Origin of the sequence: Microbacterium sp. LWH12-1.2, assembly GCF_040675825.1 — a bacterium.
Classification (GTDB): Bacteria; Actinomycetota; Actinomycetes; order Actinomycetales; family Microbacteriaceae; genus Microbacterium.
The window spans coordinates 2,773,602-2,799,525 of record NZ_JBEGIJ010000001.1; the positions used below are offsets into that span (position 1 = coordinate 2,773,602).

28 protein-coding genes are annotated in these 25,924 nt (G+C 67.1%); 14 read left to right on the plus strand and 14 right to left on the minus strand.

Translation table 11 applies throughout. The features are described 5' to 3' along the window. The first annotated feature begins 132 nt into the window (after positions 1–132). Both MRBLWH12_RS13175 and MRBLWH12_RS13180 read left to right on the plus strand, forming a co-directional pair. A complete protein-coding gene (locus MRBLWH12_RS13175; RefSeq protein WP_363549636.1) occupies positions 133–822 on the plus strand; it encodes a hypothetical protein in 690 nt (229 codons plus the stop codon). After that, positions 815–1,621: an SDR family NAD(P)-dependent oxidoreductase gene (locus MRBLWH12_RS13180; protein WP_363549639.1), complete on the plus strand. Its 807-nt coding sequence runs from the start codon at positions 815–817 to the stop codon at positions 1,619–1,621. The genes MRBLWH12_RS13175 and MRBLWH12_RS13180 overlap by 8 nt, the downstream gene beginning before the upstream one ends. A 71-nt stretch (positions 1,622–1,692) precedes the next feature. On the opposite strand, the gene MRBLWH12_RS13185 is transcribed toward MRBLWH12_RS13180, so the two are convergent. Continuing rightward, positions 1,693–2,214: a helix-turn-helix domain-containing protein gene (locus tag MRBLWH12_RS13185; RefSeq protein ID WP_363549641.1), complete on the minus strand. Its 522-nt coding sequence runs from the start codon at positions 2,212–2,214 to the stop codon at positions 1,693–1,695. A 76-nt stretch (positions 2,215–2,290) separates the two neighbouring features. Between MRBLWH12_RS13185 and MRBLWH12_RS13190 the strand changes: the two genes are divergently transcribed. Both MRBLWH12_RS13190 and MRBLWH12_RS13195 read left to right on the plus strand, forming a co-directional pair. After that, positions 2,291–3,055 carry an ABC transporter ATP-binding protein gene (locus MRBLWH12_RS13190; protein WP_363549643.1) on the plus strand — a complete coding sequence of 255 codons (765 nt, stop codon included), beginning with the start codon at positions 2,291–2,293 and terminating at the stop codon, positions 3,053–3,055. Further along, positions 3,052–3,852, plus strand: a complete 801-nt coding sequence (locus MRBLWH12_RS13195) for an ABC transporter permease (RefSeq protein WP_363549645.1) — start codon at positions 3,052–3,054, stop codon at positions 3,850–3,852. The genes MRBLWH12_RS13190 and MRBLWH12_RS13195 overlap by 4 nt, the downstream gene beginning before the upstream one ends. A gap of 37 nt (positions 3,853–3,889) precedes the next feature. On the opposite strand, the gene MRBLWH12_RS13200 is transcribed toward MRBLWH12_RS13195, so the two are convergent. The 4 genes from MRBLWH12_RS13200 to MRBLWH12_RS13215 form a co-directional block, all read right to left on the minus strand. Then, positions 3,890–4,492 carry a hypothetical protein gene (locus MRBLWH12_RS13200; RefSeq protein WP_363549648.1) on the minus strand — a complete coding sequence of 201 codons (603 nt, stop codon included), beginning with the start codon at positions 4,490–4,492 and terminating at the stop codon, positions 3,890–3,892. 74 nt (positions 4,493–4,566) lie between these two features. Next, positions 4,567–5,835 carry an ammonium transporter gene (locus tag MRBLWH12_RS13205; RefSeq protein ID WP_341976930.1) on the minus strand — a complete coding sequence of 423 codons (1,269 nt, stop codon included), beginning with the start codon at positions 5,833–5,835 and terminating at the stop codon, positions 4,567–4,569. A 108-nt stretch (positions 5,836–5,943) separates the two neighbouring features. Further along, positions 5,944–6,540, minus strand: a complete 597-nt coding sequence (locus tag MRBLWH12_RS13210; RefSeq protein WP_363549651.1) for a hypothetical protein — start codon at positions 6,538–6,540, stop codon at positions 5,944–5,946. 42 nt (positions 6,541–6,582) lie between these two features. Next, positions 6,583–7,257, minus strand: coding sequence for a hypothetical protein (locus MRBLWH12_RS13215; protein ID WP_363549653.1), 675 nt, complete (start codon positions 7,255–7,257; stop codon positions 6,583–6,585). Between the two features lie 137 nt (positions 7,258–7,394). Here MRBLWH12_RS13215 and MRBLWH12_RS13220 point away from each other — a divergent pair, with 137 nt between their 5' ends. The 4 genes from MRBLWH12_RS13220 to MRBLWH12_RS13235 are packed head-to-tail and all read left to right on the plus strand — an operon-like array spanning position 7,395 to position 9,679. Next, positions 7,395–7,757, plus strand: a complete 363-nt coding sequence (locus MRBLWH12_RS13220) for a PadR family transcriptional regulator (protein ID WP_341976924.1) — start codon at positions 7,395–7,397, stop codon at positions 7,755–7,757. Between the two features lie 2 nt (positions 7,758–7,759). Further along, positions 7,760–8,128 (plus strand): DUF1048 domain-containing protein, encoded by a 369-nt coding sequence (locus tag MRBLWH12_RS13225; RefSeq protein WP_341976922.1) that lies wholly within the window; start codon positions 7,760–7,762, stop codon positions 8,126–8,128. After that, positions 8,125–8,913, plus strand: a complete 789-nt coding sequence (locus tag MRBLWH12_RS13230) for an ABC transporter ATP-binding protein (RefSeq protein ID WP_341976920.1) — start codon at positions 8,125–8,127, stop codon at positions 8,911–8,913. Before MRBLWH12_RS13225 ends, MRBLWH12_RS13230 begins: the two co-directional genes overlap by 4 nt. 1 nt (position 8,914) lies before the next feature. Further along, a complete protein-coding gene (locus MRBLWH12_RS13235; RefSeq protein WP_363549657.1) occupies positions 8,915–9,679 on the plus strand; it encodes an ABC transporter permease in 765 nt (254 codons plus the stop codon). Between the two features lie 80 nt (positions 9,680–9,759). Here the strand turns inward: MRBLWH12_RS13235 and ppsA are convergent, their stop codons facing one another. Further along, positions 9,760–12,144, minus strand: coding sequence for a phosphoenolpyruvate synthase (gene ppsA, locus MRBLWH12_RS13240; RefSeq protein ID WP_363549659.1), 2,385 nt, complete (start codon positions 12,142–12,144; stop codon positions 9,760–9,762). Between the two features lie 66 nt (positions 12,145–12,210). Then, on the minus strand, positions 12,211–13,059 hold the full coding sequence (locus MRBLWH12_RS13245; RefSeq protein WP_363549661.1) for a pyruvate, water dikinase regulatory protein: 849 nt from the start codon (positions 13,057–13,059) through the stop codon (positions 12,211–12,213). A 156-nt stretch (positions 13,060–13,215) separates the two neighbouring features. Here MRBLWH12_RS13245 and MRBLWH12_RS13250 point away from each other — a divergent pair, with 156 nt between their 5' ends. After that, positions 13,216–14,169 carry an NADP-dependent oxidoreductase gene (locus MRBLWH12_RS13250; protein ID WP_363549663.1) on the plus strand — a complete coding sequence of 318 codons (954 nt, stop codon included), beginning with the start codon at positions 13,216–13,218 and terminating at the stop codon, positions 14,167–14,169. Between the two features lie 86 nt (positions 14,170–14,255). On the opposite strand, the gene MRBLWH12_RS13255 is transcribed toward MRBLWH12_RS13250, so the two are convergent. Beyond that, on the minus strand, positions 14,256–14,903 hold the full coding sequence (locus tag MRBLWH12_RS13255; RefSeq protein WP_363549665.1) for an MIP/aquaporin family protein: 648 nt from the start codon (positions 14,901–14,903) through the stop codon (positions 14,256–14,258). A 181-nt stretch (positions 14,904–15,084) separates the two neighbouring features. Between MRBLWH12_RS13255 and MRBLWH12_RS13260 the strand changes: the two genes are divergently transcribed. Continuing rightward, entirely contained in the window at positions 15,085–15,579 is a 495-nt protein-coding gene (locus tag MRBLWH12_RS13260; protein WP_363549667.1) for a methylated-DNA--[protein]-cysteine S-methyltransferase, read from the plus strand. A gap of 10 nt (positions 15,580–15,589) precedes the next feature. Here MRBLWH12_RS13260 and corA read toward each other — a convergent pair whose 3' ends face one another. Together corA and MRBLWH12_RS13270 are read right to left on the minus strand one after the other, a co-directional pair. Continuing rightward, positions 15,590–16,606, minus strand: coding sequence for a magnesium/cobalt transporter CorA (corA, locus tag MRBLWH12_RS13265; RefSeq protein WP_363549669.1), 1,017 nt, complete (start codon positions 16,604–16,606; stop codon positions 15,590–15,592). A gap of 49 nt (positions 16,607–16,655) precedes the next feature. Then, positions 16,656–17,963 carry a serine hydrolase domain-containing protein gene (locus MRBLWH12_RS13270; RefSeq protein WP_363549671.1) on the minus strand — a complete coding sequence of 436 codons (1,308 nt, stop codon included), beginning with the start codon at positions 17,961–17,963 and terminating at the stop codon, positions 16,656–16,658. Between the two features lie 96 nt (positions 17,964–18,059). Here MRBLWH12_RS13270 and MRBLWH12_RS13275 point away from each other — a divergent pair, with 96 nt between their 5' ends. Together MRBLWH12_RS13275 and MRBLWH12_RS13280 are read left to right on the plus strand one after the other, a co-directional pair. Beyond that, a complete protein-coding gene (locus MRBLWH12_RS13275) occupies positions 18,060–18,374 on the plus strand; it encodes a DUF2470 domain-containing protein (protein ID WP_363549673.1) in 315 nt (104 codons plus the stop codon). 56 nt (positions 18,375–18,430) lie between these two features. Continuing rightward, positions 18,431–19,078 (plus strand): heme oxygenase (biliverdin-producing), encoded by a 648-nt coding sequence (locus MRBLWH12_RS13280; protein WP_363549676.1) that lies wholly within the window; start codon positions 18,431–18,433, stop codon positions 19,076–19,078. Between the two features lie 27 nt (positions 19,079–19,105). Here MRBLWH12_RS13280 and MRBLWH12_RS13285 read toward each other — a convergent pair whose 3' ends face one another. After that, the gene (locus MRBLWH12_RS13285; RefSeq protein ID WP_363549678.1) at positions 19,106–20,488 is read right to left on the minus strand and encodes an ATP-dependent DNA helicase; all 1,383 of its coding nucleotides are present in this window, start codon (positions 20,486–20,488) and stop codon (positions 19,106–19,108) included. 125 nt (positions 20,489–20,613) lie between these two features. On the opposite strand from MRBLWH12_RS13285, the gene MRBLWH12_RS13290 reads away from it, so the two are divergent. Continuing rightward, entirely contained in the window at positions 20,614–21,687 is a 1,074-nt protein-coding gene (locus MRBLWH12_RS13290; RefSeq protein WP_363549680.1) for a hypothetical protein, read from the plus strand. 7 nt (positions 21,688–21,694) lie between these two features. Here the strand turns inward: MRBLWH12_RS13290 and MRBLWH12_RS13295 are convergent, their stop codons facing one another. The 3 genes from MRBLWH12_RS13295 to MRBLWH12_RS13305 all read right to left on the minus strand — a co-directional run bounded on the left by MRBLWH12_RS13295 (position 21,695) and on the right by MRBLWH12_RS13305 (position 24,957). After that, positions 21,695–23,644 carry a cytochrome c oxidase assembly protein gene (locus MRBLWH12_RS13295; protein WP_363551366.1) on the minus strand — a complete coding sequence of 650 codons (1,950 nt, stop codon included), beginning with the start codon at positions 23,642–23,644 and terminating at the stop codon, positions 21,695–21,697. Between the two features lie 190 nt (positions 23,645–23,834). Continuing rightward, complete coding sequence (locus MRBLWH12_RS13300) at positions 23,835–24,122, minus strand: HU family DNA-binding protein (protein WP_033105720.1); 288 nt, start codon at positions 24,120–24,122, stop codon at positions 23,835–23,837. A gap of 256 nt (positions 24,123–24,378) precedes the next feature. Further along, positions 24,379–24,957 carry a TetR/AcrR family transcriptional regulator gene (locus MRBLWH12_RS13305; protein ID WP_363549683.1) on the minus strand — a complete coding sequence of 193 codons (579 nt, stop codon included), beginning with the start codon at positions 24,955–24,957 and terminating at the stop codon, positions 24,379–24,381. Positions 24,958–25,093: 136 nt separating this feature from the next. Between MRBLWH12_RS13305 and MRBLWH12_RS13310 the strand changes: the two genes are divergently transcribed. Then, positions 25,094–25,921 (plus strand): alpha/beta hydrolase, encoded by an 828-nt coding sequence (locus MRBLWH12_RS13310; RefSeq protein ID WP_363549686.1) that lies wholly within the window; start codon positions 25,094–25,096, stop codon positions 25,919–25,921. Positions 25,922–25,924: the final 3 nt, after the last annotated feature.

Here is a 25,924-nt window from a genome sequence, read left to right on the forward strand (position 1 = left end):
ACCGACGCTACTCCCGTGGCGACCTGCCGTCCTCACTCGTGCGAGGGAGGGAGGAGATCGGTCGCACCGGCGATCCGCTCTCCCCTCGGAACGAGCACTGTGGGCGGTGTCCCATCCAGCGGAGGAGTCGTCATGTCATCGAATCACCTGTCCACAACGTCATCATCGCCTCGCCAGGAACCGTCCCGTGCGACACGGGCGGCTGCCCTGGTCACCGGGCCCGCCCTGCTCCTCGTCGGCGTGGTGCTCATGATCCTCCCGGGGTTCTGGACGCTGTCCCACCTGGTCTTCCTCGCCGGCAGTCTCGCGATGCTGTTGACCGGCCTCGCGCTGATCGGTCTGTGTGCCGACAGGCGTTCGGCCTGGCCCGGCCGGACAGCACTCGCACTGACCGCGGCGGGCGCGTTGGCGCTGGCCGGCCAGTTCGTCATCGACTTCGTCGTCATCCGCCTCGGTGACGGTGATGCCGAGGCTGTCGATCGCCTGTTCGATCGGATCCAGAGTGCTGCGCCGCTGGATCTGATCTTCTACACCGTCGGCCCCGCGCTGCTGTTCACAGGACTCGCGGTCTTCGGCATCCTCCTGGTCCTTCGCCCGCGCCTGCAGCGGGTGCCGGGATGGATGCTCGTGGCCGGCGCCTCACTCATGGGTGTGGCCAGGGTCGTCGAGTCCCGGCCGACGGAGGTCGTTGCGCTCGCAATCATCCTCATCGGGCTCGCGCTGACCGCGCGAGCAGCAGGTGGCCGAGACGGATCGTACGACGTGACGATCGACCGGCCCACGAACTCGAACACCACTGCAGGAAGGAACGCACATGAATGATCGACTGCTCACCGACAGGACCGCCGTGATCTACGGAGGTGGTGCCATCGGCGGCGCCACCGCACGGGTGTTCGCCCGAGAGGGTGCGAGGGTGTTCATCGCCGGACGGACGCCGGCGCGTCTCGACGCCCTCGCGAGCGCCATCGCAGCCGAAGGCGGAACGGTTGTGACCGCGCAGTTGGACGTGCACGATCAGCGCGCGGTCGAGCGGCATGCCGAGCAGGTCGCATCGACCGCAGGGGGCATCGACATCGCCATGAATGCGGTGAGCATCCCGCACGATCAGGGCACGGTCTTGGCAGATCTCTCGGTGGAAGCGTTCATGGAGCCGATCGACGGCTTCCTGCGGGCGCTGTTCATCACCAGCAAGGCTGTCGCGCCGTTCATGGGTCGTGAACGCCCAGGCGTCATCCTCACGCTTTCCGAGCCGGGCGCCAAGCTCGCGGCGCCCGGAATCCTCGGGCACGGCGTCAGCGCAGCAGGCAAGGAGGCGTTCTCGCGGCTGCTCGCAGCTGAGCTGGCGCCGAGCAACATCCGGGTCGTGGACATCCGTCCGCACGCGATCGTCGATGCTCCGGCCGCGGGCTCCTACACTCGTGAGCTCTTCTACCAGTTCGCCGAGGCGAGCGGGACGTCGGTCCAGGGATTCCTCGCGGACGCGCTCGCGCAGGGAACCCTCCTGAAGCGTCTCCCCACTCTCGCGGAGGTCGCGGAGATGGCGGTCTTCCTAGCGTCGGATCGAGCGAGTTCGGTGACCGGAACCGTGATCAACCTCTCCGCCGGCGCGCTTGTCGATTGACGACGATCATAAGCTCCCGCAAGAGCCCCGGTCGCAGAGTTCCGCGAAGCATCCTCCCTGCATCGCTCCGCTCAGGGCAACAGGATCGTGGCGAGCGTCACGGCTCGAGCATCCTTCCTGTCGGCATCGGCGTAGGGCGCGAGCAGTTCCCCGAGGCGCGTCTGCAACTCGGCGAGGTCATCCGTGGTGACGTGGAGCTGAGTCATCCCGAAGCCGAGATAATCTCGCGCCTGCGCCTCGCCTGATGCCAGCGAGGCGTCGAAGCGCTCAGCCACCCGCCCCAGGTAGGTGAGGAAAGCGTGGCGCAACTGCTCGGCGCCCATCGCCTGCAGCTCGTCGCGGTCCACGTGCGCCATCCGCTCACCGAGCGCGAGCGTCCGCTCGACCGCGCCGCGGATCTTCCTTTCGCCGACCACCGCGACGATGCCCGCGTCGACGAGCGCGGCGACGTGGCGGTAGAGGGTCGCCGTCGCGACATCGGGGAGAGCCTCGCGCAGCGCGGTCGTCGTGACTTCGTGCGTTCTGATGTGCTGGATGATCCGCATCCGCAGGGGGTGCATGATCACGTCGGCGATCGGTGTCGTCTTGCGCATCTGCTCTCGTTTCATTATTCTCATCATGAGAACATTCGCATTGTTCTCATATCTGAAGACTAACCGAGGAGGCAACATGGCCACTATCCCCGTCGAGGCGAAAGCCGTGCGGATCGAAGTCCGCGGGATCTCGAAGAGGTTCGCCGGGGTCACCGCGGTGGACGACATCACCTTCACAGCCGAGCCCGGTCGGGTCACCGGATTCCTCGGCCCGAACGGCGCCGGCAAATCGACAACCCTGCGCATCCTGCTCGGACTCACCCGCCCGGACGCCGGAGCCGCCCTCATCGGCGGGGTCCGCTACCGCGATCTGCCCGCGCCGGCGCGCACGGTCGGCGCCGTCCTCGACATCGTCGGAGCGCACCCCGCGATGACGGCCAGAGCACATCTCGGCGTGAGCGCAGCCCTCGCCGGCGTCCGCGATCGTCGCATCGAAGAGGTGGCGGAGACAGCAGGCATCACCGAGTTCCTCGATCGTCGTATTCGCGGCTTCTCGACGGGCATGCGGCAACGACTCGCAATCGCGAACGCCCTGATCGGCGATCCGAAGGTGCTGGTCCTCGATGAACCGTCGAACGGGCTCGACCCCGCGGGAATCGCCTGGCTGCGATCCTTCCTCCGTGATTTCGCCACCCGTGGAGGCACCGTCGTGCTCTCGAGTCATGTGCTGTCCGAGCTGGAGCAGTGCATCGACGACCTCGCGCTCATCGACAGCGGCCGCATCACGTGGGCGGGATCCCTCCCCGAATTCATCGCAGAGGGCGGAACTCTCGAAGAAGCCTTCCTGCGCGCCACTCAGAACCTCGAACCCGTCGCCCCCACGCTGGAGCACACGTCATGATCCCCTTCGTCCGCGGAGAGTTCCGCCGGCTGTTCGCCACACGTCTCGTCTGGTGGTCTCTGCTCACCGCAGCCCTGTGCGGTGGGCTCCTGCCCGGACTCATCGCCGTCATCGGACCCGAGAACGCCAACCCTCCGCTACCAGGACTCGACACGGGCGCGGGCGTGGAGATGCTGCTCAGCCTCACCTCCGTCCTCCTGTTCGTTCCTGCCCTGATCGGCACGGTCGCGATCACCTCCGAGTATCGGCATCGCACCGTCGGCACGACCTTCCTCCTCGCGCCTCGCCGCGTCGGCGTCGTGCTCGCCAAACTGGTGGTCTACGCGCTGTTCGGCCTGGCCTACGGCGTGATCGCATCCGCTTCCGCGGCGGCGGCCGTCGCCGGTGGCGCCGCACTCCACGGCGAGACGCTCGGAATGCCGTGGAGCGAGCTCGTCCCCCTCCTCGTCCGACTCGCTCTCGCGGCGGCGATCTACATGATCATCGGCGTCGCGATCGGCGCCCTCGCCCGCCACCAGCTGATCGCGATCGGCGTGACTCTCGGGTACTTCTACGTGCTCGAGTACGTGCTGATGCTCATCCCGGGAGTGAACACGGTCTACCCCTTCCTCCCAGGCGGCGCGACGGCCGCGCTCACCGATTTCACATTCCTCCGCGATGCCCTCTCGGCGGAGCTCCCGGCCGCGGCGCCGCCCGCAGGCCTCACGCCCCTGGGCGGGGGCATCGTGCTCCTGGCCTACGCCGCCGTCGCCATCATCGTTGCCATCGCCGCTCCCCTGCGGCGCGACCTTCGCTGAAACCAACGGGGGATCGGACTGACACGGGCCAGCGATCTCACGAGGGCCTCGCGAACCTGAGCACCTGCGCAGACGTGGCGACTGCACTCAGGGGCTCTGCCGAGTCGAAGATGATCGCGGACTCCCTGCCCGCAGCCACCGACCCGACCTTGACGCCGCCGCGCAGAACGACGAGAGCGAGTGTGCTCGGCGACACCCGGAAGTCGCCGTCGGCCGCGGTGGCGTCGAACGTCGCGTCAGCCAAGGAGGCGGCGGAACTGAGAACCAGCACCCGGCTGAGACCGATGCCGCGAATGCCCGGTCGATGGAAGTCGACGAACGAGGCATGGCTGAGAAGAGCCTGGTCGCGCCGGAGCGGAGCAGGTCTTGTGTTGTCGGCCTGAACATTCACCTGAGCGCCGGAGATTCCGACGATGAGCTGGTCCGTGTTCTCCGGCAACTGTATGAGTCCGTGCGGCCCTCGCAGTTCGACCAGTTGCAGCTGCCATTGCAGGCCCCGAACGTCATCCCGCTCGACCCACAGGTCGCGGACACCGCCTGCCCCGGCGGCGAGCGCGTGCCGTGGAGACTCTGCGAACCGTTGAACCCCCGCCGATGACATCGCGAAGTCACTCCCGCCGCGAATGGATCCGTGTGTCACGATGCCTCGTCAAATACAGAGTGTCACTGTGCTGGACGCGCGGCGGCGTCCAGCACAGTGACACCGCGAGCGAGCTATGCGCGGATCGGGTCGAGGACGTAGCCCTCTTCTCCGTGCACGACGGTGTCGATTCCCGCGACCTCGTCTTCGTTCTTCACCCGGAATCCGATCGTCTTCTGGATGGCGAAGCCGATGGCCAAGGCCAGTACGAACGAGTAGATCATCACGCTGAATGCGGCGATCGCCTGGACCAGCAGCTGGGTTCCGTCGCCGCCCATGAACAGGCCGGTGCCGTTGGCGAAGAAGCCGAGGTACAGGGTTCCGATGAGGCCGCCGATGAGGTGGATGCCGACGACGTCGAGCGAGTCATCGAAGCCCAGCTTGTACTTCAGCTCGACGGCGAGGGCGCAGGCGGCACCGGCGATGAAGCCGAGGAGGATCGCCCACACCGGGTGCAGCGACGCGCACGCGGGTGTGATCGCGACGAGTCCGGCGACAGCTCCAGACGCAGCACCCACCGAGGTCGGCTTGCCGTCTTTGAACTTCTCGACGACGAGCCAGGCGAGGAGCGCCGCAGCGGGAGCGGCGATCGTGTTGACGAAGGCCAGAGCCGCAGTGCCGTCGGCGGCGAGCTCGGAACCGGCGTTGAAACCGAACCAGCCGAACCAGAGCAGACCAGCACCGAGCAGGACGAACGGCGGGTTGTGCGGCACGTGCGCGCCCTTTTGGAAGCCGACGCGGCGGCCGAGCACGAGCGCCAGAGCGAGAGCCGCGGCACCGGCGTTGATGTGGACGGCCGTACCACCGGCGAAGTCGATCGCGCCGAGCCCGAAGGTCTCCTGGAGTCCGTGCGTGATCCAGCCGCCGTACGCGAAGCTGCCGTCGTCTGCGAGACCGAAGTTGAACACCCAGCTCGCGACCGGGAAGTACACGATCGTCGCCCAGATGGCGGCGAAGATCATCCAGGAGCCGAACTTCGCGCGGTCGGCGATCGCTCCCGAGATGAGTGCGACGGTGATGATCGCGAAGGTCGCCTGGAATGCGACGAACGCCAGCGGCGGGTAGGCGGCGCCCTCCGGCGTCTCGAGGAGGCTGTTGAGCCCCACTGCCGCCGCGTCGATCGACCACGGCGCCACGGTGCCCTCGGCGCCGGGGAACGCGATCGCGTATCCGTACAGCACCCACAGAACTCCGATGAGCCCCAGCGCACCGAAGCTGAGCATCATCATGCTGATGACACTCTTGGCTTTCACGAGGCCGCCGTAGAAGAACGCCAGTCCTGGCGTCATCAACAGCACGAGTGCGGCAGCTATGAGAATGAACGCGGTATTGCCTTGATCCATGACGGTCGAGCCTCTCTCCGAGGACGCACGGAGGCGTCGGGTGAGTCTCAGAGTGGCGCACCGTCGTTTCGTGACCAGGTCCGGTTCGTTACAGTCGCATTTCCAAGATCACGCCACCACGCTCGCGTCGAGCGCCTGCACGATGACGGGAGCGTCGTCGTCCGGCATCCCGACGCTCCAGATCCGCACTCGGGAACCGATCGCGGGGATTTGCGTCTGCAGCAGGGCCTCATCGCGATTGTCCGGATTGCTGCGATGCCAGCGCGCGCGGATCGACCAGCCGGCATCGCCTGCGACAGTCAACGTGAAGGCCGACACCCCGCCGTGCTCCATGAGAGACACTTCACGATCGCTGACGCGTCCTCCGGTCGAGGTCGCGCGCTCTCGCGTCAGCGCCCACCGTTCGGCGAGCCGCCCTTCGCGACGAGAGAGACGCCCCGATTCCCCCAGCGCGACCGCGCACCCGAAGACGAAGAATGCGGGCATCAGGGTGAAGATCACGCCGAACCACCAGGGCGGGCCATCCGTCCACAGCGCGACCACCAGCCACACCGTCCCGAGGGCAGCCAGCGTGATGAGCATCCACAGCACGCTTCGCGCTCCCGGACGCAACCGCGTACCGAATCCCGCACGAGCCGGCGCCCCGGTCTCGTCGAATGCCCGAACCAGGTGCACGACGTGCCCGACCGGTGCTTCTTCGTCCACGACCGCCTCCATCCGTCCCGAGCCCGGGGTCAGATCATCAGATCAGACCGTCGTGAACTCCAGGGGAACTCGGTGTGACGCGGCTTCGCGTTCCAGTATCGGCAGCAGCGGGCTGATCTCTGCCGCCGGCTTCAATCCCAGCGCGCACTGGGCATAGCCCGCCTTACCGCCGATGTCATCGATGAGGGCGAGCTTCTGCATCTTGGTCGCACGGGCGATGGCGGCCTTGCAGTCATGCAGGTGGATCCGCACCGCGATGTCCGCGCCCTCGTGCTGAGCGAGCCGCGAAGCGAGGAAAGCTCCCGCCTGAGCAGGAACGCTTCCGCGCACCGACTTCGGTACGAAGGTGACGACCTCGAGCTTGCTCACTTCTTGCCACGGGATCACGAACCCGCCCTGTGTGATGAATCCCTGAGGCACCACGATCAGGTCGATGAGGTCGTCGCCGGTCAGGCCAGCGGCCTTGCGGGCGCCGACGAAGAGAAGCGTGAAGAGCAGTGCGCTCACGACGGCCAGAACCGCGACCACGATCAGGAGCGGACGCTGGCCAGGGAAGAACGGGAACGCGAGTCCGGCGAGCACCAGGATCACGATCGAAGCGATGAGGATGCGCAGGTGTCGGCTGGCCGCGCCGGACTGCTCCTGCGGCGTGCTGACGAAGCGGATGAACTCACCCTCGCGGAGTGCGGGCACGGAGATGGATGTTTCGGCGGGCATGCTCTCACCGTAGCGGCGCGACTTCCGCACGCCCGGGACCTCCAGAAGTTTTTTGCTATTCAGTGTTGCTAACTACCGGTACTTAGTGTTACCGTCTACCAGTAGCCAGCAACACTAAGTAGAAGGAGGTGATCCGAATGGGCAACCAGATGACGGAGATGCTGAAAGGCACTCTGGAGGGCATCGTCCTCGCGACCCTGTCCGAACACCCGGCATACGGGTACGAGATCACAGCACGGCTTCGCGACGAAGGATTCGCCGAGATCGCCGAGGGCACGATCTACGCCCTGCTCGTACGGATCGAGCAGCGCGGTCTCGTCGATGTGGAGAAGGTCCCGTCCGAGAAGGGCCCCCCACGAAAGGTCTACTCGCTCAACACACAGGGGCGAGAACAGCTCGACGAGTTCTGGAAGACATGGCGCTTCCTCTCGGAACGGATCGAACAGCTCCACCAGCACATCGCACGCACACACGACAACTCGCAGGACGAAGGAGAGTAATCATGGCCGCGAAATGGATCGAAGCCCTCACCGGCTCACTCGAACAGAAGAAGCAGTACAAGCAGGACAAGGCCCGCATCGACGGCCTCCCCGAGCCGTACGCCACGGCAGCCAAGGCGATGCACCGGTACTTCATGTACTTCGGCGGCATCACCGACGGCGAGACGCTCATGAAGATGTTCACCGATCTGGCGGACCTCTGGGAGCGCGCCGCGGTCGACGGCACTCCGGTCGGCGACATCGTGGGCGACGACCCCGTCGAATTCGCCGAGACCTTCGCGCAGTCCTACGGAGGCAAGCACTGGATCGACAAGGAGCGCGCCCGTCTGCTCAAGGACATCGGCGACGCGAAGCGGGGTGAGCAGCGATGACCACCACACCCGCCATCCGCGTCCAGGGCATCACGAAGGCCTTCAAGGAGCTGGAGGTGCTGCGCGGCGTCGACTTCGAGGTCAAGCGCGGCAGCATCTTCGCCCTCCTCGGGTCGAACGGTGCCGGTAAGACCACGCTCGTCCGCATCCTCTCCACCCTGCTGAAGGCGGATGCCGGCACCGCCGTCGTCCACGGCTTCGATGTCGCTGCGGCTCCGAACGACGTTCGTCAGTCGATCAGCCTCACAGGACAGTTCGCGGCCGTCGACGAGGTGCTCAGCGGTCGGGAGAACCTCGTACTGGTCGCGAAACTCCGGCACCTGAAGAATCCGGGTGCGATCGCCGATGACATGCTCGCCCGCTTCTCGCTGACGGATGCCGGCAGCCGCAAGGCCGGCACCTACTCCGGCGGCATGCGCCGCCGTCTCGACATCGCGATGAGCCTGATCGGCAACCCGCCGATCATCTTCCTCGACGAGCCCACCACCGGACTCGACCCGCAGGCGCGCATCGAGGTGTGGCAGACCGTCAAGGAGCTCGCGAACGGCGGCACCACCGTGCTGCTGACCACGCAGTACCTCGATGAGGCCGAACAGCTCGCCGACCGCATCGCGATCCTGCACAAGGGCACCATCATCCAGAACGGAACCCTCGCCGAGCTGAAGAAGCTCCTCCCGTCCGCCAAGGTCGAGTACGTCGAGAAGCAGCCCTCCCTCGAGGATGTCTTCCTGGCCCTCGTCGGCGAGACCGGCGTCGGCGAGCCTGCAGCAGTAGAAGGGAAATGACATGACCTCCCACGTCCTCAGCGACACCCGCGTCCTTACCGGCCGGTCGCTGCGCCACATCCTCCGCAGCCCTGACACGATCATCACCACGGCGGTCACCCCGATCGCCCTGATGCTCCTGTTCGTGTACGTGCTCGGAGGCGCGATCAACACCGGATCCGACGAGTCGTACATCAACTACATGCTTCCCGGCATCCTGTTGATCACGATCGCCTCCGGCATCGCGTACACCGCGTACCGGCTGTTCCTCGACATGCAGGGCGGCATCTTCGAGCGGTTCCAGTCGATGCCGATCGCCCGGTCCAGCGTCCTCTGGGCGCACGTGATCACGTCGCTCGTGTCGAACCTGGTGTCGGTTGCGATCGTCATCGGCGTTGCCCTGCTGATGGGGTTCCGCACCGGAGCATCCGTCGGCGCCTGGCTCGGCGTGACCGGGATCCTGGTCCTGTTCACCCTCGCCCTGACCTGGCTCGCAGTGATCGCCGGACTCTCCGCGAAGACGGTCGACGGCGCGAGCGCATTCAGCTACCCGCTCATCTTCCTGCCGTTCATCAGTTCGGCGTTCGTGCCCACCGACACGATGCCTGGACCGGTGGCCTGGTTCGCCGAGAACCAGCCGGTGACCTCGATCGTGAACTCGATCAGGGCGCTGTTCGCCCAGCAGCCGGTCGGCAACGAGCTCTGGATCGCCCTCGCCTGGTGCGTCGGCATCCTCGTGGTCGCCTACGCCTTCGCCATCGCGATCTACCGCAAGAAGATCAGCTGACGCCGCACCTCCTGTTCGCAGAGCGCAAACGGCTCTATCCACACCTCGGATAGAGCCGTTTGCGCTCTGTGAACGCCAGCTCAGGCCGCAGGCACCCCGAGCTTCGCGAGCCGCAGCCAGGTCTCCACGACGGTGTCGGGGTTCAGCGACATCGACTCGATACCCTGGCCGACCAGCCACTCGGCGAGGTCGGGGTGGTCGCTCGGGCCCTGACCGCAGATGCCGACGTACTTGCCCGCACGGCGGCAGGCCTCGATCGCCATCGACAGCATCTTCAGCACGGCGGGATCGCGCTCGTCGAAGGTCGCCGCGACCAGACCGGAGTCCCGGTCCAGGCCCAGAGTGAGCTGGGTCATGTCGTTGGAGCCGATCGAGAAGCCATCGAAGTACTCGAGGAACTCGTCGGCCAGCACGGCGTTCGACGGCAGCTCGCACATCATGATGACGCGCAGGCCGTTCTCGCCGCGGCGCAGCCCGTTCTCGCCGAGCAGCTCGGTGACCGCGTGCGCCTCGCCGACCGTGCGTACGAACGGCACCATGATCTCGACGTTGGTGAGACCCATCTCCTCGCGTACGAACCGCAGCGCCTCGCACTCCATGTCGAAGCACTCGCGGAAGTCGGCGGAGATGTACCTGGACGCGCCGCGGTACCCGAGCATCGGGTTCTCCTCGTGCGGCTCGTAGATGTCGCCGCCGATGAGATTCGCGTACTCGTTGGACTTGAAGTCGCTGAGCCTGACGATCACCGGCTCCGGCGCGAAGGCCGCGGCGATCATCGAGACGCCTTCGGCGACGCGCTTGACGAAGTACTCGCGCGGCGAGTCGTACGCGGCGATCCGCTCGGAGATGTCAGCACGCAGCTCGGCGGGCAGGGTCGCGTGGTCGAGCAGCGCACGGGGGTGGATGCCGATCTGGCGGTTGATCACGAACTCCAGGCGCGCGAGGCCGACGCCCTTGTTCGGGAGTTTCGAGAACGCGAACGCCTGATCGGGGGTTCCGACGTTGAGCATGATCTTCGTCGGGCTCTCCGGCATCTCGTCGAGCCGGGTGATGACCTCTTCGAACCCGAGGATGCCCTCGTAGACGAAGCCGTTGTCGCCCTCGGCGCAGGAGACGGTCACATCCTGTCCGTCGCGCAGTACGGCGGTGGCATCGCCGGTGCCGACGACGGCAGGGATGCCGAGCTCGCGCGCGATGATCGCCGCGTGGCAGGTGCGTCCGCCGCGGTTCGTGACGATCGCCGAGGCGCGCTTCATGATCGGCTCCCAGTCAGGGTCGGTCATGTCGGCGACGAGCACGTCGCCGGGCCGGAACGCGTCCATCTGCTCCAGCGAGGTCATCACCCGTACCGGACCCGCGCCGATCTTCTGCCCGATCGCGCGCCCCACGGTGATCACCGAACCCGGCTCCTCGAGCACGAAGCGGCGCGTGACGTTGCCATCGGTGCGTGAGACGACCGTCTCGGGGCGTGCCTGCAGGATGTAGAGCTTCCCGTCGACGCCGTCCTTGCCCCACTCGATGTCCATCGGACGTCCGTAGTGCGCCTCGATGGTCAACGCCTGCCGCCCGAGTTCTTCGACCTCGGCATCCGTGATGCTGAAGCGCGCACGCTCGGCCGGCGCGACATCGGTGAAGACCGTGCTGGCGCCCGCGTGGGTGCCGTCGGCGTAGACCATTTTCACGGCCTTCTCGCCGACCGACCGCTTCAGGATCGCCGGGCGCCCCTCGCGCAGGGCCGGCTTGTAGGCGTAGAACTCGTCAGGGTTCACCGCGCCTTGCACGACGGCCTCACCGAGACCGTAGGAGCTGGTGATGAACACGGCCCGGTCGAAACCCGACTCGGTGTCGACCGTGAAGAGGACGCCGGACGCACCGACATCCGACCTCACCATGCGCTGGATGCCGGCGGACAGCGCGACGTCGTGGTGATCGAACCCGTGGTGCACCCGGTACGCGATCGCCCTGTCGTTGTAGAGGGAGGCGAAGACGCTGCGGATCGCGGCGAGGATGTGGTCGATTCCGCTGATGTTCAGGAACGTCTCCTGCTGCCCGGCGAACGAGGCGTCGGGAAGATCCTCGGCTGTCGCGCTGGAGCGGACGGCCCAGGAGACGGATTCCGGCTGCGGGTCGGCGGCGACCAGGGTGGCGTACGCCTCGCGGATGTCGGTCTCGAATCCGGCCGGGAGCGGCTGGTTCTCGATCCATTCGCGCACGGTCGCCCCCACACGAGCGAGCTCGGCGACGTCATCGACATCGAGGGCCTCGACGGTTGTGCGGATGCGGTCGTACAGGCCGTTCGCTGCGAGGAATTCGCGGTACGCGTCTGCGGTGGTGGCGAAGCCGCCGGGCACACTCACTCCCGCCCCCGAGAGGTTGGAGACCATCTCGCCCAGCGAGGCGTTCTTGCCGCCGACCTGGGCGACGTCGGCCATACCGATCTGCGTGAACCAGAGGATGTTGGTCATGAGGACTCCTGAGAGGTGTGCGTTGTGCGCGGGTCGAGGATGAAACGTGGATGCTGCGTGGGCTGGTCAGCTGCGCAGTCGCATGGACTGCATGATCACGGCGGACATCTCCTCGACCGACTTCGTCGAGGAGTTGAGGAACGGAACGCGGTTGCGGCGGTAGAGATCTTCGGCGCGACGGATCTCGAGCGTGCACTGGGCGAGGCTCGAGTAGGTGCTGTCCGGGCGTCGCTCGTGACGTACCTGACTGAGCCGGAGCGGCGTGGTGGTCAGACCGAAGCACTTGGCGGCGAACTTCGCGACGGTACGAGGCAGCGCATCGGCGGGGAAGTCGTCGTCGGTGAGCGGGTAGTTCGCGACGAGGAGCCCGTACTGCAGGGCCAGATACATGGTCGTCGGGGTCTTGCCGCAGCGGGACGGCGCGATGATGATCACGTCGGCGATGTCGAGGGCACGCATGCTCTGCCCGTCGTCGTGCTCGATCGCGTACTCGACGGCGCGCATCCTGGCGAAGTAGCGTTCGATGTCGCCCACGCCGTGGTACTGCCCCAGTTGCTCGGATGCTGCGCTGCCCAGGCTCGTTTCGAGCTCGCGCAGGTGCCCGCCGAGGAGATCGATCATCACCGCGCCGGACTCGCCCAGTTCCGTGAGGATCTTCGCCGACTTCACGGTGGTGAAGACGATCGGGACGCCGCCAGCCGAATCGCTCGAGCGGATGCTGCCGACGACGTTCTGCGCGCCTTCGACCGTGTCGACGAACGGCACGGTGTGCCGACGGAACCGCACGCCCGGGAAGTTCGCGAGCAGCGCGTTGCCGAGGGTTTCCGCAGTGATACCCGTGCTGTCGGACACGAAGTAGGCGTCGCGGGTCTCGATGGCCACGCCGATGGGCTGCACGGGATTCGTCAGAGACACAGCGGGCGAACCTCACTTCGGGAACGGGATCTAGGTCGAGCCTAAGAAAGAAGTGCGGTCAGTGTTCCGGAAGTCGACGATAAGAATTACCACATTTATCGTCACAGCAAACGTTCGAACCGCCCCGATGACCTCTGCGGATCCTAGGGTGGAGCCATGCCCCTCAGCGACAGCTCGCGACGCGTGGTCTTCCAACGCTTCGGCGGACCCGAAGTGCTGGAGATCGAGCGGCGCCCGACACCTGTTCCGGCACCGAACGAGGTTCTCGTGCGCGTCGCCGCTGCCGGGGTGAACCCCGTCGACTGGAAGCTTTTCAGCGGCAAGCCCATGCACGATCCCTACGAGCGCAGCCTGCCCTCGGGCAACGGCTACGACTTCGCGGGAACCATCGCCGGGATCGGCGCAGATGTCACTGACTGGAGCGTGGGGGAACGCGTGTTCGGCGGGCTGCGCTTCCACGCGCAGGCCGACCACCTCGTGATCGATCCCTCGTTGCTGGTCCGCGTTCCGGACGACCTGTCGCTCATCATCGCCGGGGCGTTGAACGTGGTCGGGCGCACCGCCTTCGCGAGCGTGGAGTCCCAGTCCATCGGCGCGGGCGACACCGTGCTTGTCAGCGGAGCCGCCGGCGGCGTCGGCATCCTCACGGCTCAGCTCTGCGTCCTCCGTGGAGCGCGCGTGATCGGCACCGCGAGTCCGGGCAATCACGACAGGCTCCGCTCGTTGGGGATCGCCCCCGTCGCCTACGGCGCGGACCTCCCCGCAGCTTTGCGAGCGGCCGCACCCGAAGGGTTCACGACCGTCCTCGACACGGTCGGCCACGGCACGGTCGACATCGCGCTCGGACTCGGTGTGAGCCCGGAGCGGATCAACACGGTCGCCGACTACGACGCCAGACATCGGCATCCCGTCGGCGGAGTCGGCGGCGCAGCGGCAGGAGCGGCTGAACTCGCGATCGTGGGGCAGATGCTGGCCGACGGCAACCTCGACCTGCCGATCGACTCCGTGCACCCGCTCGAGCGAGTGCGCGACGCCTACGTCCGCTCGATCGCCGGCCACGCCACCGGCAAGATCGTCATCGTCACCGAGGGGACGGGCGAGGCCGCCTGACGAGCGACGGTCCTGAGACCGCGACAGCGCCGCAACGAAGAACGCCGCGTACTCGTGAGAGCACGCGGCGTTCTTCGTTGCAGGTCTTACTCGCCGGCGATCTTCTTCGCGTCGTCGGCGTTGATCACGCGGAAGAGCAGCGCAGCCAACGCAGCACCGACGAGCGGCGCGACGATGTACAGCCACAGCGAGCTCCACGCGAAGTGTCCGCTGACGGACAGACCGAGAGCGACCGCGGGGTTGAAGCCGCCGCCCGAGATGGCTCCGACCGTGGTCGCGCCGACGAAGACCGTGCCGCCGATGGCGAGCCCGTAGAAGGAGTTTCCGTCGTTCGCCTTGGTGGTCGCGACGTTCAGCACCACCCAGACGAGCACGAAAGTGAACAGCGCCTCGACCAGGAACGCCGGCCCGACCTCGATGACCATCGCCTTCTCGCCTGCCGGCCACACGACGCTGCTGACCAGGGCCGCGAGCGCGCCAGCGACGAACTGTGCGATGACGTACGCGATCAGGTCGACCACGCTCATGCCGCCGCGCAGGAAGACGCCGAACGAGACGGCCGGGTTCAGATGCGCACCCGAGATGTGACCGACCGAGTAGATGAGTACCGCGAGCGCGAGACCGATCGCGAGGGTCGTCAGAGGGCTTCCGCTGTTGATCGCCCCGATGATGCTAAAGACGAAGAGGAACGTGGCGACCGCTTCCGCGACCACCTTTCGTGCTGTACCGGTCATGAGAATGCTCGTTTCTTGTCAGGTGATGATGAGGACGGTCGCACCGCCGCCCTCGTGCCTCGGCCGGCACACCCGCCTCCGACGCGTCGACAATATATCGGCAAGTTCGCGGGGCTGCTGGTGCGCCGCGCGGACGAGCGGCAGCTCCGCGGATGTCGGAGACGGACCGTAGGCTCAGCACATGCGATACTTCGGCACGCTGCAGACGCCGGTCGGCACGATCGGCGTGGTGTCCGACGGCGCGGCGATCACCCGCGTCAGCTGGCGGCCGACGCGGCCCAACGACGCCTCCGATGAACCCGACCCGTTGCTGGTTGAGGCACTGCGGCAGCTGACGGCCTACTTCGCCGGCGAACTGCAGCACTTCACGGTGCCGGTCGATCTCGGAGAGCAGTCCGCCACGACGCACGCGGTGCTGACGACGCTGTTCGAGGGCGTCGACTACGGCGAAGCAGTCACGTACGGCGAGCTCGCGGCGCTGAGCAGCACCGGCGTGCCGGCCCGCGGCATCGGCGCGATCATGGGCGCGAACCCGATCCCGATCATCGTTCCGTGCCACCGAGTGCTGGCAAGCGACGGCCTGGGCGGGTACTCAGGCGGCGACACCGGCGCCGGCCTCGAGACGAAGCGCGCCCTGCTCGAACTCGAGGGCGCACTCCCGGCGCCGCTCTTCTGACACGAAAGCTCTACAGCCAGCCCTTGCGCTTGAACACCGCGTACAGTCCGATCCCCATGGCGAGCATGAGGCCGATGGCCATCGGATACCCCCACGCCCAGTGCAGCTCGGGCATGACGTCGAAGTTCATGCCGTAGATGCCGCCGATCAGGGTCGGCGCGAACAGGATCGCCGCCCAGCCCGAGATCTTCTTGACCTCGTCGTTCTGACGGATGCTCAGCTCCGTCATCCGTCGCATCTCCTCGTTCTGCCGGCGCGCCACGATCGTCGATTCGACGGTGAGCGCGTTGTCCAGCACCGTGCGGAAGGTCGTGGCGCGGTCGGTGACCCGCAAGGTGTGGTCGAGCACGTCCCGCAGGTAGCGCTGCAGTTCCACGTCGACCTGGTATTTCGCGGATCCGCGCAGCAGCGCATCGAGCATCCCGGACAAAGGCTGCGTCGCACGCTGGAAGTCGATCACTTCGCGGCCCAGCTCATAGATGCGCTGCGTGGCGTCGACGTCATCCTCGAAAAGTTGGCTCTCGATCTCGTCGATATCGTTCTCGAGTCCGGCGAGCACCGGCGAGTACTCGTCGACGACCTCATCCAGGATCGCATAGAGCACCGCCTCCGGTCCTCGGGCGAGAAGCTCAGGGTCGCCCTCCAACCGCTGGCGCACCCGCCCGAGGTCGGGCGACTCCGCATGCCGGATGGTGACGACGAAGTCGGGTCCGACGAGCACATGCACCTCGCCGAACTCCACCTCCTCGACGGCATCGAGGTAGCGGGCGGGGCGGAGCACCATGAAGAGCACTTCGCCGTAGCGCTCCAGCTTCGCCCGCTGATGGCCGGCCAGCGCATCCTCCACGACCAGCTGGTGGATGCCGAATTCATCGGCGACCTCGCGGATCTCCTGCGCGCTCGGGCGGTACAGGCCGATCCAGCTCATGCCGCCGCGTTCGCGCATCCGCTCGAACGTCTCACTCAGGCTCTGCGGATTCTCCGTGCGGATGCCGTTGACGTAGATCGCGTTATCGATGATCGCCATCGCGCCACCCCTTCACATTCCGCCCAGCGGGCGGCTCGGCTCAGACGGCTCAGCCCTCGGGCTCTTCTGCGGGCTCCTCCGCCGGCGGTGCGACACAGGGCAGCGCCGCGGCTGCGATCTGCTCGTGATACTGCTCAGCAGTGAACGGGAGGCCGAACTCCGGGGCCGTCTGCCCCGAGGCAGCAGGGGCCTTCGACGCGATCGCCGCGAGCTCCCAGGCAAGAGCAGTCACGACAGCATTGCCAGCAGTGGAATCGTTCAGGACGACGGCCACAGTGAAGCCTGTGGTCGGATCCGAGTAGGCCGCGGTGGCGTAACCGGGCGTCCAGCCGTGCTGCCCTACCATCGATCCTACGAGGTAGGCGCCGCCTGTCACCTGCAGCCAAGACGGCGCATCCTGGTATGCGGCGAGTGGAGCGGCGAAGCGATCCGGCTGCTTCTTCGAGCGGAGCGCCTGCTCCGCCTCTGCCTGCATGTAGCGACCGAGGTCCGTGATCGTAGAGACGGCTCCCGAGTCGGTGAAGCCGGAGCTCGCAGACAACTTGGTGATGTCCACCGGCGCGGCGCAGTCGTAGCCGCCCTCGACGGGGTTCAGATAGTGGCCGTTCAGCACGGGTCCCGTCGACGGCGGCGCCGCCGTCCTGCCGGGCAGCGACGTGTTCTTGAGATCGAGGGGCCCGGTGACGTACTTGGCGATCAGCGCCGATGCGCTCATCCCGGAGGCGCGCTCGAGGGCGAGGCCCAGCAGGAGATAGCCCGCATCGGAGTCCCGGTAGGTGGTGTGCGCCGGAACCCGAGTGCGGCCGAGTCCGTAACTGGCGAGCTCGAGCGGCCCCCATTCGCGCTCCGGTGTGTTCAGCCACGAGGCCTTCACGATTTCCTCTGACGACCCAGCCCCGCTGGTTCCGTTGCAGAGGTCGACGAGGGTGACGTCTTTCATGTCGGCCACGCCGGAAACGTAGTCCGGCACCTTGGCGTCCACCTTCACGACACCGTCGTCGACGAGCCCGTAGAACACGTCGCAGGTCATCAGGCGGGTAACGTCCGCGATCCGGAATGACATGTCGGTGCTGATCTCGGCGCCGCCCGGCTCCTGCGTTCCCAATGCAGCGACCCAGCTGCCGCTCCAGGGAACCCAGACGCCGACGATGGCACCAGAGGCTCCTGCCGCCGCCATCGCTGCCGTGACAGCATCCTGCAGGGGCACGAGAATCTGCTCGGGCAGGTCGCCGTCGACCTGCGCGGGTGGCGTGTAGCTGAATGTGCTGTCGCCGGGCGCGCAGCCCGTGAGGATGAGCGCGAGTGCGGCGGCACCGGCCGCGGCCGCGCGCCATTTGCGCGACGAGAGAAGCTGCATGGATGAAACCCCCGGAGACGTGTTCCCCGAGTCTAGAACGCGGATCCTGAGAGATCACATCGGAAGGGGTCTCCCGCGCACCCGTACAGTGAGTTCGTGCCGCACATCTTCGATGCCGACGTGGTGACCGCCGTCCTTCGCCACATGAACGGCGATCATGCCGACGACAACCTTCTCATCGCTCGCGCGTTCGCGGATTCCGAAGCCGACGCCGTGACGGATGCCGTGATGACCGGGTTCGATGGCGACGGCGGCGTCTGGGAAGTCACGCGCGACGCAGCAGTGAGCGAGTTGCGGGTGGCATGGCCGGGCGGCCGGATCTCGGATCGACCGGCCGTGCGGCGCGAGGTCGTCGCGATCTATGACGCCGCGTGCGCACGGCTGGGCCTCGAGCCCCGCCCGCACGCCTGAAGTCTCAGTCCAGCCAAAGGGTTGGCTGGAAGTTAGGTGAGCCTTACACTGGGGCCATGTCCGAGCTCCTCTCCTTCTCCGCGGCCCTGCGCGAGCGCTCCTCCGGATCGCACTCCTCCAGCGAGCACGCCGGCTTCATGGCCAGCCTCCTGAGCGGCGACGCATCGCGTGACGACTACACCGCGCTCGTCGCGCAGCACTACTTCATCTATGAGGCTCTGGAGAGCGCCGCCGAGCGGATGCGCCACGATGCCGTGGCATCCGTCTTCCTCAGCGACAAGCTCACCCGCCTGCCCGCACTCGAGGCCGACCTCGAGTTCCTCGTCGGCCCGGACTGGCGCGAACGGATCACGGTCCTCCCGACCACGCGGCGCTACGTCGATCGGATCCGTCAGGTCGGCGCGACGTGGCCGGGCGGCTTCGTCGCCCACCACTACACGCGCTACCTCGGCGATCTCTCGGGCGGCGTCTTCATCGGCCGAGTGATGGCACGTCGATTCGGGTTCCAGACCAACGGCGTCGGGTTCTATCTCTTCGACGACATCGCCGACCCGTCCGCTTTCAAGGACGTCTACCGCGAGCAGCTCGACGCCGCCCCGTGGGACGAGGCCGAGCGCGAACGTGTGATCGACGAGGTGCTCCTCGCCTACCGCTTCAACACCGAGCTGTTCGAGGACCTCGACCGCGCCCGCGCAGCCGCTTGACGCTCGCCTCATCGACGCGCGGGAAGGTCAGGACTTCGGGATCTCCGGAGTGGATGCGGCGAGATACGCCTCCCGCATGAAGCGGCGCACGTCTTCGTCGACGCGGATGTCGCTCGGCCGCAGCGCCCGTGACAGGTAGAGGCCGTCCAGGGACGTGAGCCGGCTCAGCGCCACGTAGGTCTGCCCCGGCGCGAACGCCCCCGAGCCGAGATCGATGATCGCGCGCTCATAGGTCTTGCCCTGCGACTTGTGGATGGTGACCGCCCAGGCCAGCCGAAGCGGGAACTGCGTGAACTCGGCGACCACATCGCGGCTCAGCTTCTTGGTCGACGGCTCGTAGGCGTAGCGATACCGCTCCCAGACGGCCGGTTCGACGTCGACCTCCTCGCCGTCGATGTCGACGCACACCGCGCCGCCCAGGATGCGGGTCACCGTGCCGATCGTGCCGTTGACCCAGCGCGGCGGCTCCCCGGACATCGATGTGTCGTTGCGCAGGAACATCACCTGCGCGCCGACCTTCAGCTTCAGCTCGGCCTCAGCGGGCAGCGCCGCTTCGCCGCGGCCGAAGTCGCCGGAGACCTCGGCGCGTGCGGTCTGCTCCTTGCCCGGCAGCGCGGTGAGGTGGCGCCCGTTGATGTTGTTGACGATGTCGTTGCGCGTGGCGAGGGTGATCATCGGCGTCTCGCCCGGGTCGGGATCCGGCGGAATCCGCGCGCCCTGCGTGTTCAGCACACCGGCGATCTCGGCGGTGACCCGCCCGTAGCGCACGGCGTTGAGCATCGCCTTGAATCCGTCGTCGGACTGGCGGTGGATCTGCACGAGTTCGCGGACGTGCAGCTCGGCACCATGTCGACCCAGGTCGAAGAGTCCGCCCTCGGCATCCGACGACCCGGCCCACACCTTCGCGTCGAAGAACCAGAACGAGCGGTAGTGATCTTGGATGTAGCGCAGTTCGTCGCCACGGGGCGGCACCGGAGCCAGCTGGTACGGGTCTCCGAACATCACGACCTGCACGCCCCCGAACGGTTCTCCGCGACGGCCTCGAGCCTGTCGCAGCGAACGGTCGATCGCGTCCATGAGGTCAGCGTTCACCATCGAGATCTCATCGATGACGAGCGTCTCGATCGCGTTCAAGATGCGTCGGGTGGCGTCGTTCTGATCGATGTCGCCGCCGGCGATGAGCCCGATCGGCAGACGGAACAGCGAGTGGATCGTCTGCCCCTCGACGTTGAGCGCCGCCACTCCGGTCGGCGCGCAGATCGCGATCTGCTTCTTGGTGTTCCACGCGAAATGCTGCAGCAGCGTCGACTTGCCGGTGCCGGCGCGTCCGGTGATGAAGACGTGCTCGCTGGTGTCCTCGATGAGACGGAACAGCTCTTGCTGTTCCTCGGACAGGGCGGGAAGGGACACGGATCTCTCACGGGGAGCGGGCGGATGCGGATGCCCATCCATGCTACGGCGCGACGGCACCTCGGTATCCGCTCGACACCCGCGACGCTCGGCATCGTCTCAGGACGCCCTCTTAGACTGGCGCCATGAAGCCGGTAGAGACGAAAGCGCCTCGGCGCTCCCGTCTCGGCGTCGACCTCGCGCTCCTCGCCCTCGTCGGCGTGATGCTCGTCGCCGCCATCGGCGCCGGCGGGGCAACGCTCTACCAGCAGTTCTACGGGCCTGCCGCCTTCGTGGAGCGCTATCTCGACCTCCTCTCGTCCGGACGCGCCGCAGATGCGCTCCACGTGCCCGGTGTCGCACTCGACCGCGAGACGCTGGCGACGGCCGGCATCGACCCCGCGGCCTCCGAGGCCCTCCTGCGCCAGACCGCGCTCGCGCCGCTCACCGCAGCCGAGATCGTCTCCGAGGAGACCGTCGATGGCATCACATCCGTGGCCGTGTCCTACCGCGCGGGCAAGCACGAGGGATCCACCACCTTCACCGTCGAACAGGACGGATGGGTGGGCGTCACGCCGAACTGGCGCTTCTCCACCAGCCCGCTCGCGGCCATCGAGTTGACCGTGCGCGGCGCCGACCAGTTCGCCGTGAACGGCTTCGAGATCGACCGACGTCAGGTCTCGGTGGCGGGTACGGAGGCGGCGCCGCTCGACCCGCTCCCGCTCCTGGTGTTCACCCCCGGCCTGTACTCGGTCACTGTCGACACGCCGATCTCGACGTCACCCGGAGTGAGCGTGCTCGCGGACGCCCCCCTGGCGACGACCCCCATCGAGCTGCAGACCGAACCGACCGCGGAGTTCGTCGCCGTCGTGCAGGAACGGGTCGAGGAGTTCCTCGTCGAGTGCACGGCTCAGGAAGTGCTGCAGCCCACGGCCTGCCCGTTCGGCATGGAGGTGGCGAACCGGATCGCATCCGCCCCGAAGTGGACGATCACCGCGCAGCCGGAGGTCACCGTCGCTCCGGACGGCGCGCACTGGATGATCCCCGCGGCGGATGCCGTCGCCCACATCGACGTCGACGTCAAGTCACTGTTCGACGGCTCTGTGGACCCGATCTCCGAGGATGTGCCCTTCCAGGTGAACGGCACGATCGTGATCCTCCCTGACGGGTCGGCCTCGATCAAGGTCGGATCCCCGAGCGACGTGCCCGAACCGGACTGACCGGCGCTCAGCGCCCCGCGCGCTCCTCGCGACGTCGCTCGCGCTCGGCGAGCGCCACCAGGTTCGCGTTGTACTCCTCGAGCTCGGCTTCGCCCGTGCGGTCGGCATGGCGGTCCCGGCGGCGCTGCAGTTTCGTATCGCTGCGGCTCCATTGGATCGCGACGGTGATCGCCAGGATCAACGTGGGGATCTCACCGATCGACCAGGCGATGCCGCCCCCGATGTACTGATCCTGCAGCGGCGTCGGGCCCCAGTCACGACCCATCGCGCCGAACCAGTCGGCGACCATCAGGCCCTCCTGCATCATGATCGCGACGCCGAAGAAGGCGTGCATCGCCATCACGGCGATGAGCGTGATGAGGCGCCCGGGGTAGGGCAGCCGGTACGGAACCGGGTCGGCGCCGATGAGGCTCATCACGAACAGGTAGCCGGATGTCAGGAAGTGGATGACCATCCACTCGTGGCCGAGGTGCTCGAACATCGACCAGCGGACGAGGTCGGTGAAATAGAAGGCCCAGAGCGACACGATGAAGACCGCGGCGGCGACGAAGGGATGGGTGACGACGCGGGCGAAGGGCGAGTGCACCGCCCACATGATCCACTCCCGGCCGCCGCGGGTGCCGTCGTCGCGCTTGCGGACCGCGCGCAGTGCGAGTGTGATCGGGGCGCCGGATACGAGCAGCAGCGGGATCGCCATCGAGAGCATCATGTGGCCGAGCATGTGCACGCTGAACAGGTACTCCTGATAGGCGTTGATCGGCCCACCCGTGACCCACACCAGCATCAGCATCCCGAGCACCCAGAAGACGGTGCGGTGGATCGGCCACCGATCGCCGCGCCGGTGGAGTCGCCAGGCGCCGGCGAGATAGAAGAACAGCCCGAATCCGGCGACGACGAGCCAGAGGACGTCGAGATCCCAGGATGTGAACCAGCGGTCGAGGGTGAACTCCGGCGGCAGCGGCGAGCGGGTGAGGATCTCGGCGGGCGTCTGCGCGAACGACTCCTCCCCCGTCGGTGGCGGAGTGCGCGCGAGGGCTGCAGCGGCACCCGAGGCGAGGCCCATCAGCCCGACTTCGCAGAGCACCAGCATCCAGAACCAGCGGGCGGCACGCTCGGCCGTGAGCTTCGGGATGAGCCGGGCGCGGTACCAGGCGCCGAGCGCGCCCATGGCGACGAGCAGCACGACCTTCGCGAGCAGGATGGTGCCGTACGGCGTCCAGAGCTGGTTCCAGTCGCCGAGCGCCACGACGGAGCGCGCCACGCCCGAGACGGCGACGACGGCGAAGGCGGCGATCGCGAGAGTCGAGTAGCGGCTCACCAGCGCCGGGAGGTCGACGTCACGGCGCCCGCGCAGCAGCACGACCAGCAGCAGACCACCGAGCCAGACCGCGGCGCCGATCGTGTGCAGCAGGATCGAGTTGACCGCGACGTTGTGTCCGGCGAGGTCTCCGGCGTGCCCCTGCGTGGCGAGCGGGAGGAAGGACGCCGCGGCCAGAAGCGCTGTGAGGAGGGTGGGCGTCCAGGTGCGCCACGCGAAGGCGAGCACCGTGATCACGCTGCCGAGGATCGTCGTGATGAGCCACGACTGGCCCAGCGGCAGCTCCAGCAGGAAGCGACCGAGCTGGCTGCCGAACTCGCGCTCGATGCTGAGCTTCGGGTTGAACGCCGCCATGAACGCGAGGAAGCCGGCGAGGCCGGACGCGATGGTGAAGACCGCGGCACCGATCGACGCGATGTTCAGCGCGAAATCGAACGGCTTCTCCTCGCTGCGCAGGCCGAAGAGCGCCAGCACGAGGGAGCCCAGCATCACGGCTGCGCCGACGTTCATGACCGTTTTCGCGAGCGGCGTCGCCCAGCGCACGAACGGCCCAGGGTCGCCGAGCAGGAGAGGAGCCGCACCGCCGCCCACCAGCAGCCCGATGACGAGCGCCGCGAGAGCTGCCGCCGCCAGAACCATGATCCCGGCGACGCGATACGCCGAACTGCTTCGGGTCGACTTCGCAGGGGAACTCACCTGTCAAGCCTAAGCCGCGCGGTCGGCGTCGCGTTCCGGCCGTCGACGACCGCCGGCGGCGCCCACTATCGATGCCGGGAACGCCGAAGGCCGTCCCCGACGAATCGGAGACGGCCTTCGAAGAGGAGCAGTCTTACTTGACGGCAGCCTTGAGCTTGGAACCAGCGGTCACCTTGACGCGCTTGCCGGCCGGGATCTTGATCTCGGCGCCGGTCTGCGGGTTGCGGCCCGTACGAGCGGCGGTGTCGACCTGCTCGAAGGAGATCCAGCCCGGGATCGAGACCTTGCTGCCCTTGGCAACAGCGTCGGAGACAGTGCCGAAGAGCGCGTCGAGGACACCCGAGACGGTGGCCTGGCTCTGGCCGGTGGCGGAAGCGATGCTCGCGACGAGCTCGGTCTTGGTGATGGACTTGTCAGCCATGTCATCCTCCAGCGACGAGGTTCCCGTCGCATCGTTGTTGGTGTCGGAGCGGGTGCTCCTGGTCGAGTGACCGCCTTGAATGTATCAACGACAACCCACATTTCCGCGTCATTTCGCGGGTTTTGGCCAATTCCGTGGCGTGTCGCGCCACATTCGTCACTCTGGCAACAGATTTCGGGGCCGATCGGGGGCCTGGCGGGGCGCGTGGGCAGGCTTCGCGCGGCAGTCGGGAGGTCCTCTGCGGGCGACCGCACCCTCAGAGCGTGTGGTTCTCGATCAGCGATCGGGCGGTGCGCTCGAACGCGGTCGTCGCTTCCTCGCCGTCGAGGTAGCCGCCGACGAGGGCGGCGTCACGGAGCAGGACGAGGGATGCCGCGACCGCGGCCGCGTCGTCGAGACCGGCCAGAGCCGCGGCCTCCGTCAGCGTCGCGCGAAACCACTCTCGATGCTCGGTGATGAGCTGCCGGACGGCGCCTGTCGCGTCGGGGAACTCTGCGGCCGCGTTGATGAACGGGCACCCACGCGTGTGACGCTGACGGATATCCGCGACGATGCCGTCGATCACGGCATCCATCAGGTGCCCCGGATCCGCGATCGTGGCACTCGCCGCGGCGAACATCCCGCGCAGCAGCTCGTCCTCACTGCGCAGGTACGCGAGGACGAGGTTCTCCTTGCCGCCGAACTGCTTGTACAGAGTCGCCCTGGTGACGCCCGCTTCTTCGATCACTCTGTCCACGCCGACGGAATGAATGCCCTCGGCGTAGAAGAGACGCGTGGCGGCATCGATCAGCCGTGTGCGGGCAGGGCTCGGTGGTTTCTGGATGCTGGTGCTCATGATGGTCCTCCCTCATCGTGGCATCCGTTTCCCGGATCTTCACGATTTCGGGAATAGGTTGCGGTAGATAGAACGTTCGGTCTACTATCAGCGTAACGCAATCCCGACACCCGGGATCCGAAAGAGGAGAAGAACCATGAGCAGCACCGAGAAGACCCCCATCGTCCTCATCCATGGCCTATGGATGACCACGGCCAGCTGGAACACCTGGGCCGAGCGCTTCCGTGCACAGGGTCACGAGGTCATCTCCCCGGGGTGGCCTGGGATCGACGACCGGTCGGTCGCAGACATCCGCCGCAACCCGGAGGCCCTCAAGGGCATCGGACTGAAGCAGATCGCCGACAACTACGAGCGCATCATCCGCGCCCTCCCGGTGAAGCCGATCATCATGGGGCACTCGTTCGGCGGCGTGCTCACCCAGATGCTCGCCGATCGAGGACTCGGCGCCGCCTACGTCGGCGTCGCACCGGGACAGACCGCCGGCATCACGACGCTCCCGCTCCCGACCCTGTGGACCGGCACGCCGATCCTGTCGAACCCGTTCGGCATCAATGGAGCGAAGCCGCTGTCCAAGCGGCACTTCCACTTCACCTTCGGCAACGACCTCTCCCGCGCAGCATCCGATGCCCTGTGGGAGGAGTACGCCGTGAACTCCTACAACCGCGTGTTCTTCGAGGGCGTCAGCTCGGTGCTCAACGAGAAGGGCGGCGTCACGCACGTCGACTACGCGCGCAAGGACCGCGCACCCCTGCTCGTGATCACCGGCGAGATCGACCATGTCGTGCCGCCGGCGATCGGTCGCGCGATCGTGAAGAAGTACCGCTCCTCGGGGAGCCCGGCGACCGTCGACTACAAGGAGTACGCCGGCCGCACTCACCGGCTCGTCAGCCAGGACGGCTGGGAGGAGATCGCGGACTACGCCCTGAACTGGGCGGTGTCGCACGTCGGCGTGACCGTGGCCTGATGC